Raw genomic sequence first — 13,578 nt, forward strand, 5'->3', positions numbered from 1 at the left:
GGAAATCTCGCGGTTTTTGGGTGGGTACGGTTGCGGAGAACCGTGGTCGAAGGACGGCTGGCGGGGTCGTCCCGCCGGGTCTGCCGGGGAGTCTAGGGGATGCCCTCCAGGGTTCCTGCTCCCTGGCGGGCCCAGTCGCAGCACCGCTGGCTGGCCACCGCCTCCGACAGGCCCGGCAGCATCGGTCGCCGCTCCCGCACCGCCTGGGACCACCAGCCGAGCAGCCGCCGCACCGGCGCGATCCGGCCGTCCTCCCAGGTGCGGCCGTAGGCCAGCGCCGGATCGGCCGCCACGGGCCGGAGGGCCTCGCCGGGGCGGGCCATCCACAGCTGCATGCCGTGGACGTAGTCGGCCTGGTTGCTGGAGCCCAGCACCAGGGTGGCCTCGCTGCCGTAGAGCTCGATCCAGTAGCCCCGTCCCGCCCGTGCCACCGAGGAGAGGGCGAGCTGGGCGGGCACGGGGCGGCCGCGCCGGTCCTCGAGGTCGAGCTGGATCAGGGCGCTGTCCTCGGCATCCACCACCCCCATGGCGCCGGAGCCCGGGATGGGGCGCTCGGCGATGGCGGTGCTGAGCCGGGCGGTGAGACCGCGGCTGGGGCCGATCAGCCAGTGGAGGGTGTCGAAGGCGTGGGTGCCGAGGGCGCCGAGCACACCGCCCCCGGCGGCCGCCTGGGAGTACCAGCTCCAGGGGCGGCTCGGATCGGCGCGGCTGGACATCAGCCAGTCGAACTTGACCAGCCAGGGATCCCCCAGCACCCCCGCCTCGAGCAGGGCGGCCAGTTGCTGCACATGGGGCACGGCCCGGTATTCAAAGTCGACCGCCACCACCAGGCCCCGCGCCATGGCGAGGCGCTGCAGCTCCTCCACCTGGCCGGTGTTGAGGGCCACAGGCTTCTCCAGGAACAGGTGCTTGCCCGCCTCCAGGGCGGCGCGGGCCAGGGCGAAACGGGGCTCCGGCGGCGTGGCGATCACCACCGCCTCCACGGAGGCATCGGCAAGGAGGGCGGCGAAGTCGTCGAAGGCGGGCAGCTCCGCCGCCTGGCCCGCGGCGGCGGCCCGCTCCGGCCGGGGGTGCCAGAGTGCCACCGGCTCGGTGGCCGGGGCGTCCCGCAGGGCCGGCAGGATCACCTTCTCGCCGAAGCCGAGGCCGGCGACGGCGACCCGCAGGGGCGCCTCAGGCCGTCGCATCGTTCTCCTGGTTCCGGCGGGCGGCGTCGCAGGCGGCATGCAGCACCCGGATCGTGAGGTTGTCGCCGGCGGCGGCCTGCCAGGTGGCTCCCCAGCGGGGCAGGCCGTTGACGGCGGTGTCGCGGTAGAGCTCCTCGTCGCAGTCGAGCTGCATCACATACAGCTGGCCGACGGGGGGGCGGGCGTCCTCGGGCGCATCGGCGGCGGCGGCGGGCTGGAAGCGGCTCAGCACCGAGAGACGGCCCTCGCGATCGAAGCGGAGGCTGCCGGAGTCCCACCACTGGCGGCCCTCAGGGCCGGCCTCCACCTCCTGCCAGTCGACCGGGCCGGCCATGGCGGCGGCGGGAGCCGCCAGCCAGCAGCCCAGCACCAGCAGCACCACCAGCAGAGCGGCGGCGAACGGGGCGCGGCCACCTCTCATGACACCGCTCACGGCACCAAGGACACGGCCGGCCGCAGGCTGCCGTGCAGCCGCAGCAGGGTGGCCAGGGTGCCGCGCAGCTCAGGGCGGGGCACGATCGTGTCGACGAAGCCGTGGTCCTGGAGGTACTCGGCGGTCTGGAAGCCCTCGGGCAGCTTCTCGCCCAGGGTCTGCTCGATCACCCGGCGGCCGGCGAAGGCGATCATCGCCTTGGGCTCGGCCAGGATCAGGTCGCCGAGCATGGCGAAGCTGGCGGTGACCCCACCGGTGGTGGGATGGGTGAGCAGGGGCAGGTAGAGCAGTTCGGCGCTGCGGTGGCGCTGCAGGGCGCCGGACACCTTGGCCATCTGCACCAGGCTCAGCATCCCCTCCTGCATGCGGGCGCCGCCGGAGGCGCAGACGATCAGCAGCGGGTAGCGGCGGGCGGTGGCCAGCTCCACCAGGCGGGTGAGCTTCTCGCCCACCACCGAGCCCATGGAGCCGCCCATGAAGCGGAAATCCATCACCCCCAGGGCCAGGGGCATGCCCTCCAGGCGGCAGAGGCCGGTGACCACCGCATCCCGCAGGCCCGTGGCCCGCTGGCTGTCCCGCAGCCGGTCGGCGTAGCTGCGGCGGTCCTTGAAGGCGAGGGGGTCGGTGGGGGCCAGATCGGCATCGATGGGCTCAAAGCTGCCCTCATCGGCAATCAGGCGGATGCGCTCGGCGCTGTCGATGCGGTGGTGGTGGCCGCAGCCCTTGCAGACACTGGCGTTGGCGATCAGATCCTTGCGGTAGACCACTAGGCCGCATTCGGCGCATTTGCTCCAGAGGCCATCCCCCTCGTCGGCCTCAGGGCCCTTGCTGGCCCGAACGGCAGGGGCGTTCTTGCGGCGATCGGCGAACCAGTCGAACAGGGACATGGGGCGACGGCGGCGACGGGGAACGGAGACTTGGGGCCATTAAAGACCCAGGCCCCACAGGCGCAGCCAGGGGCCATGGCCGCCGATCCAGACCGCCAGGGCGGCGGCGGCGAGGAAGGGGCCGAAGGGGAAGGGCTGCTGGCGGCCGAGACGGCCGCTGAGGCGGGCGATGCCACCGATGAGGGCACCGCCGAGCACCGACAGGCTCACGGCCAGACCCAGGCCCAGGGGTCCGAGCCAGGCGCCCATCAGGGCCGCCAGCTTGGCGTCTCCCAGGCCCAGGGCCGGCCGGCCCATCGCCTTCTCGGCCAGGGCGCTGAGGGCCTCGAAGCCCAGCAGACCGGCGGCCACCGCCAGCAGGTGGGAGAACAGCAGCGCCCGGCCCACTTCGGCCCCCTGCGGGAAGCCGATGCCGGCGGTGGCCGCCAGGCCGAGCAGCACGCCCCAGCGGCAGAGCGGCTCCGGCAGCCAGAGGCTGTCGAGATCGATCAGGGCCAGGGGCAGCAGCCAGCTGGCCAGCAACCAGCCGGCCGCCAGCAGCAGCCAGGGGCTTGGGTCGGGGCCCATCGCCGCGGGGCGGGCGAAGAGCATCGCCACCCAGAGGCCGGCGGTGAGCAGCTCCACCAGCGGGTAGCGGACGGCGATGGGCGCCTGGCAGTGGCGGCAGCGGCCGCGCAGCAGCAGCCAGCTGAGCAGCGGCACGTTCTCGAACCAGGCCAGGGAGGCGCCACAGCGGGGGCAGTGGCTGCCGGGGAACACCAGCGACTCCTCCCGCGGCAGCCGCCAGACCACCACGTTGAGGAAACTGCCGATGCAGGCACCCACCAGGGCCACCAGGGGGGCCAGCAACGGCAGGGCGGCGGTGGGGGCGAGCAGGGCGTCGGTGGTCATGGCAGCGGTCGGCTGGATCCCCCGCGGGCGCTGCGGCCCCGGGCCGAGCGGGGGCGCAGCAGCTCCATCGGCACGAACTGCTCGTCCGGCAGGAGGATGGGCAGCTCGAACACCACCCGCCCCTGGGGGCCGGCGCCGAGCAGCACCACCCCCAGCGGTTCGGGGGCGGTGGGGCAGGCCTCGAGGAAACGGAAGTAGACCCGGCGCGAGCAGCGCAGCAGTTCGGCGCTGTTGATGCGATCGAGGCGCAGGGCGCCAGCCGACGGTGAGGCCGAGGACTCGCCGCCCCGGATCTGGAAGGAGGGGCTTCCGGATCCGGGGCCTCTGGATGAAGGGCTCCCGGACGGGTGGATGGTGGGGGGCTGGGCGGTGATGGGATTCACCGATTCCTTTCGGGGGAGCTTAGGGCCGAAAGGAAGATCGAGAGATCGATCTTCAGCTCAGTTGCTTCTTCTCCTCAATCATCTTGTGGATGATCGGGGTGAGGATGATCTCCATGGCGAAGCCCATCTTGCCGCCGTTCACCACGATGCTGGTGGGGCTGGACATGAAGGAGCCGTTGATCATGCGCAGCAGGTAGGAGAAGTCGATGCCCCATTTCTCACGGGCCCCCTTGCGGAAGTGGATGATGACGAAGCTCTCATCCGGGGTCGGGATGTTGCGGCAGATGAACGGGTTGGAGGTGTCCACCGTCGGCACCCGCTGGAAGTTGATGTCGGTGCGGCTGAACTGGGGGCAGATGTGGTTGATGTAGTCGGGCATGCGGCGCAGGATCGTGTCCACGATCGCTTCGGCCGAATAGCCCCGCTCGGCGTTGTCGCGGGAGATCTTCTGGATCCACTCCAGGTTGGCGATCGGCACCACGCCGATCAGCAGATCCACCAGCGAGGCCACGTCGTAGCCGTCGCCCTCGACGCCGCCGTGCAGGCCTTCATAGAAAAGCAGCTGGGTGTCGGAGGGGATGGGCTCCCAGGGGGTGAACTGGCCGGGCTCCAGGCTGGTGCCGAGGCGGGCGTTGTGCTCGGCCGCCTCCTCCACCGAGTGGAGGTAGTAGCGGCGCTCGCCGCCGCCGGTCTCGCCGTAGGTGCGGAACAGCTCCTCGAGCTTGTCGAAGATGTTGGCCTCGGGGCCGAAGTGGGAGAAGTTCTCGCCGCGGGCCTGGGCCTCGGCCATCGCCTGCTTCATCGGGCCTCGCTCGAAGCGGTGGAAGCTGTCGCCTTCCACCACCGCCGGGATGATGCCCTCGCGGGAGAAGATGTGCTCGAAGGCCCGTTTGACGGTGCTGGTTCCCGCTCCTGAGGAACCGGTGACAGCCACGACCGGGTGACGCTTCGACATCGACGCAGGGGGGTTGAGAGGCTGTGAGTTTGGCAGGTCGCCGGTCCGGCCCCCCCGCGGCCGTCATCGGAAGGGGGCGATCAGCCGGGCAGGGCCGCCAGCAACTGCTCGCCCATGGCCTGGCAGCCCACGCGGGTGCAGCCGTCCGTCATCAGCAGGTCGCCGGTGCGGTAGCCGGCGGCCAGCACCCGGTCGACGGCGGTCTCGAGATCGGCGGCGGCGGCCTCCTGCTGCAGGCCCACCCGCAGCAGCATGGCGGCTGACAGCACCATGGCAATGGGATTGGCCTTGTCCTGGCCGGCGATGTCGGGGGCGGAGCCGTGCACCGGCTCGAACAGGCCCGGGCCTTCGGAGCCGAGGGAGGCCGAGGGGAGCATGCCGATCGAGCCGGTGAGCATGGCGGCCTCATCCGAGAGGATGTCGCCGAAGAGGTTGCTGGTGAGGAGCACGTCGAACTGGCGCGGCTCGCGCACCAGCTGCATGGCGGCGTTGTCGACGTACATGTGGCTCAGCTCGACCTCCGGGAACTCGGCGTGGATCGCCTCGACCCGGTCGCGCCACAGCTGGCTGACATCGAGCACGTTGGCCTTGTCGACCGAGCAGAGGCGGCCGCGGCGGGCCGCCGCCAGGCGGAAGCCCACCCGGGCGATCCGATCCACCTCGTGGTCGCTGTAGACCATGGTATTGAAGGCGCGCACGCCGCCGTCGACCTCGATGCGTCCCTTGGGGGTGCCGAAGTAGATGCCGCCGATGAGTTCGCGCACCACCAGCAGGTCCACCCCTTCGATCACCTCGGGGCGCAGGCTGCTGGCGCCGGCCAGGGCCGGGATGATCTTCACGGGCCGCAGGTTGGCGAACAGCCCCAGGCCGGAGCGCAGGGCCAGCAGACCGCTCTCGGGACGCTGCTCCCGGGGCAGGGCGTCGAAGCGGGGGGCGCCGATGGCGGCCAGCAGCACCGCATCGGAGGCCCGGCAGGCGGCCAGGGTGCTCTCCGGCAGGGGCACGCCGGTGGCGTCGATGGCGGCACCACCGACGGGCTGCGGATCAAACGCCAAGCTGAAGCCGTGACGGTCGCTCACCGCCTCCAGCAGGGTGCGGGCCACCGCGGTGATCTCCGGACCGATGCCGTCCCCCGCGAGCAGGGTGATCCTGTAACTGGTCATCGCGAGGGGGGCCGCTCAGCAGGCGAGGCTACTTCTGCAGCTGCCGCAGGGTGCGGGCCATCTCGGGCAGCTTGTTGAAGACGGCGGAGCAGCGCAGCCAGAGCCGGTTGGGGATGGCGGGGTAGCCGCTGACCACCTCGCCGGCGGCGATCTCACCGTGGATGCCGGACTTGGAGGAGGCGATGGCCCGGTCGCCGATCACGGCCCGGTTGGCCACACCCACCTGGCCGGCGAGGATCACGCCGTTGCCGAGCACGGCGCCGCCGGCGATGCCCACCTGGGCGGCCAGGGCACAACCTTTCCCCGTGACGACGCCATGGCCGACATGGACGAGGTTGTCGATCTTGGTGCCGGCACCGATGCGGGTCTCGCCGACGGAGGGGCGATCGATGGTGGAGCCGCAGCCCACCTCGACGCCGTCCTCAAGCACCACCCGGCCAGTCTGGGGCATCTTCACCCACCCAGTGGCGGTGGGAACGAAACCGAAGCCTTCGGCACCGATCACCGCCTGGGACTGGACCACGCACCCCGCCCCGAGACGGCTGCCGGGATGGAGCACGGCGTTGGCGTGGATCTCGCAGCCCTCAGCGAGCTGCACGTACTCATAGAGAACGACGCCGGGATGGAGCACGCAGCCGGCGGCCACGACGCTGCCGGCGCCGATCACCCCATGGGCACCCACGTGGACATCGGCGGCCACGGTCGCGCTGGGGTCGATGACGGCACTGGGGTGGATCCCCGGGGGCTTCGGGGTGGGGGGATGCAGGGCCCCGAGGGCCTGGGCGAAGCCAAGGCGCGGATCCTTGAGGGCCACCCAGGCCAGGCCACGATCAGTGGCCAGCTGCTGGATTTCTTCGTCGAGGGGCAGCAGCAGGGCGGCGGCACCGCTGGCGGAGAGGGCGGCCGCCAGGGCGTTGCCGGGTTCAAGGAAGGCCAGCTGGCCGGGGCCGGCGCGATCCAGCGCTTCGGCGCCCGTGATCTCCGGATCCCCTGCCAGGTGCCGCGGGCTGCCGTCCTGCACGGCGCCGATCCGGGTGAGCAGGCTGCTGAAGCGCATTCCCCAGGGGGCGGACGGCCCGGATCGTAGGCCCCACACCCACCGCCGGGCGCCGGATCAGGCGGCCGGATCGAGCAGCTCGTCGAGGGGCACGAAGCGGTAGCCGCGGCGGCGCAGGTCGGGGATGAGGCAGCGCAGGCTCTCCAGGGTGCGGCCGCTCAGGTCCGGGGTGTCGTGCAGCACCAGGATCCCGCCGGGGTGGGCATTGAGGCGCACGAACAGCCGAACGAACCACAGGGGCGGCCGCAGAGTGTCCCAGGGAAAGATCGAACCCAGCACCAGGCGGTAGCGCCGGGCCGCGAGGGCGTCGAGCATGGCCCGGTGAAACCAGCCCCGCCCGGGACGAAACCAGCGCCAGCGCAGTCTGGCGGGGGCAGCGGCCCGGGCGATCACCCGTTCGGTGTCGCTCAGCAGCTGCTGGAACACCGCGGGTGGAAAGGCGGCGGAGGACTCGTCGCACCAGAGGTGGTTGCCGAGATCATGGCCCTGCTGCAGGGCCCGGCGGGGGAAACGGGGGTCGCGCTCCAGGTGGGAGCCGATCAGGAAGAAGGTGGCCGGCACCTCAAGCTCCCGCAGCAGGGCCAGCAGGGCCTCCGATCCGGGGCTGGGGCCATCGTCAATGGTGAGGGCCAGCGTCTTCTGCCGGCCCGGACCGCACCAGACCACCTCCGGACAGAGGGGCACCAGCAGCAGGCGGATCAGCAGCGAGGGCAGCAGCACCACCAGCACCAGCAGATCCAGCAGCAGGACCAGGGCCAGAACGGACAGGAGCAGGGTCATGGGCGGGGGCGGCCTCAAGAACGATGACACCGGCGGCGGGCCATGGTCCGGCGGCGGCGGGACTGGCTAGGGCGGGGGGGATGGTCCCCTTCTTGTGCGCCCCCATGACCGCCCCGAAGAAAGCCGCCGCCGCCGGCAGCGCCAGCGCCCCGACCACGCGCGGGCAGGCCCGCACGGTGATCTACTGCCACGGGATCTCCAACATGCCCCCTGAAGGGGTGCTGCGCTCGGAGTGGGACCGGGCCCTGTTCGGCGCCGACCAGGGGGAGCGCACCCGCATGGCCTACTGGGTCGACCGGGAGCGCTACCCGGAGACGGCGGGCTTCTCCACCCGGGCGATCGGTGACGACCGGGCGACGCTGCAGCCGGAGGCGGAGGGGCTGCTGGCCGCCTCGATCCAGGACAGCGATTCGCCGGAAGCGTCGCAGGCGTTCGTGGACGCGCTGACGGCGCAGCTGGACGCGGCCGCCCAGACGGCGGCCCAGCGGGGGGCGCCGATGGGGGGGCCGGCGACGCTCTCGGTGGAAGCGAAGGGGCTGTGGAGCCCGGTGACGGCGATGTTCACCAAGGCGTTCATGGCCGATGTGAACGATTTCCTGTTCAACAAGACGAAGCGGGAACGGATGGTGCAGACGGTGAAGGACCGGATCAGCACCGGCGGGGGGCCCTTCGTGGTGGTGGGCCACAGCCAGGGGAGCATGGTGACCTATCAGGCGCTGATGGAGCTGGGCGCCGCCCTGGAGGTGGATCTGTACGTGACGATCGGCTCACCGCTGGGGCAGCCCCAGGTGACCGACGTGCTGCAGAAATGGCACGGCAAGAAGCTGCCGATTCCGGCCGGTGTGAGGCGCTGGGTGAACATCGCCCAGGACGGCGACATCGTCTGCCTCGACCAGAGCCTGGCCGACGAGTACAGCGCCGCCGGCAAGCCGAAGATCGTCGATGAACGGGTGATGGGGGTGGTGTGGCCGCCCAGCAAGGCCCATTCCGCCAGCCGCTACCTGTCGCGTCAGTCGACCCAGGAGACGGTGATGACGGCGCTGGACCGCTCCCGCTTCCAGCCCGTGAGTCCGATGACGGTGGCCCGCAGCCTGGCCGATGCGCTGGATGTGGAGGCCACGGCCCGGGTGCCGGTGCTGATCGAACTGGCGGATCGCTCCGCGGCAGGGCCGGAGGGGGGCGATTCGCTGCTGAAGGCGCGGGAGTCGGTGCTGGAGTGGATCCAGGCGCATGTGCTGCAGGGTCCGATCACCGCCGAGACGGTGTTCCTGGAGGACCAGCTGGATCGCTACGTGGCGGTGAACCTGACCCGCGCCGAAGTGGAGACGCTGGCGGGGGCGATGAGCCGCCAGTACGGCGCCACCTCGCCGGCGGTGTACCGGATGTTCAGCAACAGCCGCAAGAAGGCGTTGATGCACGATTCGATCCACACGGTGCAGGCCCGCACCGCCCAGCTGGGCTACAACGCCTGTGGCCAGGGCATCACCTGGGCCGTGCTGGACACCGGCATCGACCGGCAGCACCCCCACTTCCACAACGCGACCTTCGCCCCGGACGGCACGATCGCCGCCGAATGGGACTGCACCGCGCGGGGGCCGGTGCAGAAAGGCAGCGGCAACGATGCCAACGGCCACGGCACCCATGTGGCGGGGATCATCGCCGGCGGGCTGCTGTCGGTGGGCGGCGAGGGCGGCCCCGACCTGCTGGCGATGGCCCCCCGGGCCCGGATCGTCAGCTACAAGGTGCTGGCCGATAACGGCGGCGGCTATGACGCCTGGATCATCAAGGCGATCGACCACATCTGGAAGCAGAACCAGGAGGGACGGCGCCTGGCGATCCAGGGGGTGAACCTGAGCCTGGGGGGGCCGTTCGATCCGGCCAGCTTCGGCTGCGGCGATTCACCGCTGTGCGCCTCCCTGCTGCGGCTGGTGCGCCAGGGGGTGCTGGTGGTGCTGGCGGCGGGCAACGAAGGCAGCGGCGACATCGTGGTGGACGGCTTCAGCGCCACCCGCTCATTCGATCTGTCGATCGGCGATCCGGCCAACCTTGACGAGGCGATCGCCGTGGGCTCGGTGCACCCGACCCTGCCGCACCGCTACGGCACCTCCTACTTCTCCTCACGGGGTCCCACCGCCGATGGCCGCCTCAAGCCCGACGTGGTGGGCCCGGGAGAAAAGATCCTGTCCTGCCGCAGCAGCAGCGACCCCAAACGCACCCCCAGCCGCGACAAGGGCAAGAGCCTCGATGAGCTCTACGTGGCGCTTTCGGGCACCAGCATGGCGGCGCCCCACATCTCCGGCCTTCTGGCCTCGTTCCTCTCGGTGCGCACCGAATTCATCGGCTATCCCGACCGGGTGAAGCGGATCCTGCTGGAGCACTGCACCGACCTGCAACGGGACCGCTACCACCAGGGGGCGGGTCTGCCGAATCTGTCGAGGATGTTGTTGGAGACTTGAGGGTTCACGGGTCCGTGAACCACGGCTTCGATCCTGCTGCAAAAAAGATTGAGCAGGTTTGGCCCTGGGACTTTCAGCCATCTCTACGGGTTGTTGGCTGGTGGTTCACGGAATGGGTGAGGCGCAAGGATGCGTTGATGGAAACCAGCTAACAACAGGCCAGGCCACACACACAAACGCTACTCGGAGAGTCAGATGCCTTCAACGAAGCCTATCCAGTTCAACGTGACGATCAAGTCACCGGCAAGCGTGGTTTGGCGACACGTAACCAATCCTGAAAGCTACAAGCAGTGGGCATCAGCATTCGCTGAAGGCTCGCACTTTCAGGGCACGTGGGAATCAGGAGCAAGGATTTTATTCTTGGCACCGAATGGCGACGGAATGGTTTCCGAGATCGCTGAGAGTCGGCCCAATAAATTCATCTCAATCCGACACCTCGGCTTCATTACAAACGGGGTTGAAGACACCACAAGCGAAGCAATTCGAGCCTGGGCACCTGCATTTGAGAACTACACGTTCTTATCCACGAAAGAAGGTACAAGCATGGTTGTCGACCAAGATGTCACCGCAGAGTGGGAGGAGTACATATGCCAAGCATGGCCGAAGGCGCTTGAAAAACTCAAAACGCTCTGTGAGTCCTCCCATGTGACCTGACTGTTTGTTAGGCCACACAAGGGCTGTCGATGTTGGGCCACCGCCAAGAACCGCAAAAAGGTAAACACCACGAAACGCGAGCTCCCCTGGCCTCTGCTTGCACCAGCACCATCGAGACATCGTAGAATCATCAGGTGCCATGAATCCGATAGAACACTCAAGGCCTGCCCCAATGCCTACGTACAAGAAATGGGCGATGTGGATCGGCAGGATTGTTCTTGTCCCCGTGTTCACAGCAGCTTGTGCAGGACTTGTCTTTGGCCTCTACCGCTTCGTTACGACGGGGCAGATCAGCAGCCCGAGTAGAAACTTTGGTCCCGCCAGTAGCACGATCCACTTCTCAGACCACCCTGTCTGGTTCCTTGTCCTCCTCCTCTTCTACCTTGTGCTGGTGGCGAACTGTTTCATCGGAACCTTTCTACTCGCTCGATTGTTCTTCAGGCGGGGACCGAATGGCGCGAAGTGACTCCTGACCCCTCGCTCAAGCTGACCAGCCATGGAATGCAGCTTTGAAGAAGTCACACCGGAGCGATGGGATGACTTCGAGACACTCTTTGCGAGCAGGGGTGGACCGAAAAACTGTTGGTGCATGGTATGGCGTGCCATGCCCAGTGAAAGTCGCGGGAATGGTGCCGCCAAGAAGGAGGCCATGAAGGACCGCATTGTGGGCGGGCATCCAGTTGGTCTTCTCGGATACCGAGGAACCGAACCCGTTGCATGGTGTTCCGTTGCCCCCCGTGACTCCTACCGCCCACTGGGAGGTCTCGACGACGATGGAGCAAACGTATGGTCTCTGGTATGCATGTTCCTGAAACGAGAGCTTCGTGGCGTGGGCTACGGCAAGGAACTCATTCGCGCAGCAATCCAACACTCCCGTCTTCGGGGTGCGGACATTTTGGAGGCCTATCCGGTCGATCCGGAGTCGCCCAGCTATCGCTTTATGGGCTTCGTGCCCATGTTCGAAGAACTTGGGTTCAAAGAGGTTCGACGTGCCGGTAGCCGCCGCCATGTGATGCGCCTTGACTTGCGATGATCGATCGCCTGTGCAGGCGTCCACACTTGCTACCGCCTCTGGTCCTGGCGTTAGATTGAACTTGAATCCGCGTCGATTCGTCCCTAGGAGCTGAAGATGCCCGTTGCCGAGACGTCCAAAGCCGCCCACACCTTTGATTCCCGACTTGCCACGTTAGCGCATCTGCTCAAACTGGGCGCTGAGCGTCGGAACGAAGTGGAGGCAGACTATCTCAGTCACCGTCTAGCCCCCGACATGCTTCCCCTGGGAACGCAGATTGTGTTTACCTGCAATCAGCCGAGAAACTTTGTCCTATGGGTAACCGGGAAGGAAAGCGATGACCTCAATCCGCGTGTCGGGACACTGGCCTTGGCCGAACAACATATTGCAGACACGCGAACACTATTGGCCAGCCATCTTTCTGCCGAGAGTGACCTCCCGGCCCGAAAGCATCTGGACTTCGGCGCCGACCTTTACGCAGACCTTACTGGGCGGGACTACCTGGAAGACTTCCTGCTACCCAACTTCTACTTTCATTTGGTAACGACCTATGCAATACTGCGCAATCTAGGCCTCCCAGTCGGAAAGCGAGATTACATGCTTCATTTGCTCCCAAAGGTGCAGGAGCGTGCAAGCTAAACAGCCATTGGAGCTCAGGGTGAAGCAACGAAAGGGGTTGTCATCCGCCATGTAGAGCCCGGCGAGAATCAACCGATCATTTCGGTCGTTGATGCATGGTGGGGTGGTCGGCCGATGGCCGACATGCTGCTCAAACTCTTCTTCGTTAACTTCCGGTCCACCAGGTTCACCGCCGTCGTTGATGGTCAGATCGTCGCGTTACTCATCGGGTTCATTTCGCAGACCTATCCCGACCAGGCCTATGTCCATTGTCTCGGTGTCCATCCGGCACGACGTGGAGAAGGGTTGAAAAGACTCCGCTATGAGCATCTCATTACCACGGCCGCCTCGCTTGGCTGTCGCACAGTGCATGGCGTGACCGCTCCGGCCAATCGCAACTCCATTGCCTTCCGTGGTCGCTTGGGATTCTCGCCCCTTGAATCCGATTTCGAGGTCCACGGCGTGCCCGTTGCTGAGGGCTATCACGGGGAAGGTGAAGACCGCATGATTTTCACGAAGAATCTGGATACTCTAGACATTGTCCGGTGGTACCCATCATGCAGATCGAACTGACAAGCGTCTGAGCGGTTGACAGTTCATCCGCCAAGCGGAGAACCGCCTGTCCACTTACCTCATGGAGTACAGCCACATGTCAGAGGGAAACAAGAACATCGTCCGACGACTGATCGCAGAAGGATGGAATGGGCGCAATTTTGCAGTGATCGATGAGCTTTGCTCGGCCAACTTCACCATGCACGATCCATCGGCTCCCCATCTGGCGAATGGACCCGAGGCCGCCAAGGCCTATATCGGAGCGCTCGTCGCAGCTTTTCCCGACCTTCACATGCAGGTCCACGATCTGTTCGCAGAAGCAGACCGAGTCTCGCTGCGCTGGTCTGCCGAAGGAACCCAGCAAGGAGTATTCAACGGAATTCCACCAACCAACAGGCGCGTCTGCGTGTCCGGTCAGGCGATCTACCGACTTGCCGACGGCAAGATTGAGGAAGACTGGATCATCGTGGATACCTACGGGATGCTTCAGCAGCTCGGCGTGATTCCAGGCTGACCAGGCAACATCGGGGAGATCTCGATACCGTCATCC

Annotated in this window: 15 protein-coding genes; 6 read left to right on the forward strand and 9 right to left on the reverse strand. The window is 67.4% G+C overall.

The features are described from left to right. Nucleotides 1-92: 92 nt before the first annotated feature. From H6G99_RS02200 to H6G99_RS02240, 9 genes are all read right to left on the reverse strand, one after another. Nucleotides 93-1,187 carry a Gfo/Idh/MocA family protein gene (locus H6G99_RS02200; RefSeq protein WP_190609578.1) on the reverse strand — a complete coding sequence of 365 codons (1,095 nt, stop codon included), beginning with the start codon at nt 1,185-1,187 and terminating at the stop codon, nt 93-95. After that, nucleotides 1,174-1,608, reverse strand: coding sequence for a hypothetical protein (locus H6G99_RS02205; RefSeq protein WP_190609579.1), 435 nt, complete (start codon nt 1,606-1,608; stop codon nt 1,174-1,176). The genes H6G99_RS02200 and H6G99_RS02205 overlap by 14 nt, the downstream gene beginning before the upstream one ends. An 8-nt stretch (nt 1,609-1,616) precedes the next feature. After that, nucleotides 1,617-2,507: an acetyl-CoA carboxylase, carboxyltransferase subunit beta gene (accD, locus tag H6G99_RS02210; protein WP_094586192.1), complete on the reverse strand. Its 891-nt coding sequence runs from the start codon at nt 2,505-2,507 to the stop codon at nt 1,617-1,619. 39 nt (nt 2,508-2,546) lie between these two features. Next, a complete protein-coding gene (locus H6G99_RS02215) occupies nt 2,547-3,398 on the reverse strand; it encodes a prepilin peptidase (protein ID WP_094586193.1) in 852 nt (283 codons plus the stop codon). Further along, entirely contained in the window at nt 3,395-3,781 is a 387-nt protein-coding gene (locus tag H6G99_RS16270; RefSeq protein ID WP_233133996.1) for a hypothetical protein, read from the reverse strand. The genes H6G99_RS02215 and H6G99_RS16270 overlap by 4 nt, the downstream gene beginning before the upstream one ends. Before the next feature lie 52 nt (nt 3,782-3,833). Beyond that, entirely contained in the window at nt 3,834-4,736 is a 903-nt protein-coding gene (locus H6G99_RS02225; RefSeq protein ID WP_094586194.1) for a phosphoribulokinase, read from the reverse strand. Nucleotides 4,737-4,816: 80 nt separating this feature from the next. Then, entirely contained in the window at nt 4,817-5,899 is a 1,083-nt protein-coding gene (leuB, locus tag H6G99_RS02230) for a 3-isopropylmalate dehydrogenase (RefSeq protein WP_190609580.1), read from the reverse strand. Nucleotides 5,900-5,927: 28 nt separating this feature from the next. Continuing rightward, a complete protein-coding gene (gene lpxD, locus H6G99_RS02235; RefSeq protein WP_190609582.1) occupies nt 5,928-6,956 on the reverse strand; it encodes a UDP-3-O-(3-hydroxymyristoyl)glucosamine N-acyltransferase in 1,029 nt (342 codons plus the stop codon). Between the two features lie 57 nt (nt 6,957-7,013). Continuing rightward, entirely contained in the window at nt 7,014-7,736 is a 723-nt protein-coding gene (locus tag H6G99_RS02240) for a polysaccharide deacetylase family protein (protein ID WP_190609583.1), read from the reverse strand. Between the two features lie 104 nt (nt 7,737-7,840). Between H6G99_RS02240 and H6G99_RS02245 the strand changes: the two genes are divergently transcribed. The 6 genes from H6G99_RS02245 (at nt 7,841) to H6G99_RS02270 (ending at nt 13,542) form a co-directional block, all read left to right on the forward strand. Continuing rightward, nucleotides 7,841-10,192: a S8 family peptidase gene (locus H6G99_RS02245; RefSeq protein WP_190609584.1), complete on the forward strand. Its 2,352-nt coding sequence runs from the start codon at nt 7,841-7,843 to the stop codon at nt 10,190-10,192. A gap of 195 nt (nt 10,193-10,387) precedes the next feature. Then, nucleotides 10,388-10,846 (forward strand): SRPBCC family protein, encoded by a 459-nt coding sequence (locus H6G99_RS02250; protein WP_190609587.1) that lies wholly within the window; start codon nt 10,388-10,390, stop codon nt 10,844-10,846. Between the two features lie 649 nt (nt 10,847-11,495). After that, nucleotides 11,496-11,879 (forward strand): GNAT family N-acetyltransferase, encoded by a 384-nt coding sequence (locus H6G99_RS02255; RefSeq protein WP_198960134.1) that lies wholly within the window; start codon nt 11,496-11,498, stop codon nt 11,877-11,879. Nucleotides 11,880-11,975: 96 nt separating this feature from the next. Further along, nucleotides 11,976-12,497: a DUF1993 family protein gene (locus H6G99_RS02260; protein WP_190609588.1), complete on the forward strand. Its 522-nt coding sequence runs from the start codon at nt 11,976-11,978 to the stop codon at nt 12,495-12,497. A gap of 114 nt (nt 12,498-12,611) precedes the next feature. Then, on the forward strand, nt 12,612-13,049 hold the full coding sequence (locus tag H6G99_RS02265; protein WP_190609589.1) for a GNAT family N-acetyltransferase: 438 nt from the start codon (nt 12,612-12,614) through the stop codon (nt 13,047-13,049). Between the two features lie 61 nt (nt 13,050-13,110). Beyond that, a complete protein-coding gene (locus tag H6G99_RS02270; protein ID WP_190609591.1) occupies nt 13,111-13,542 on the forward strand; it encodes an ester cyclase in 432 nt (143 codons plus the stop codon). The last annotated feature ends 36 nt before the right edge of the window (nt 13,543-13,578 follow it).

It is taken from the genome of Synechococcus sp. FACHB-909, from assembly GCF_014698945.1.
Classification (GTDB): Bacteria; Cyanobacteriota; Cyanobacteriia; order PCC-6307; family Cyanobiaceae; genus Cyanobium.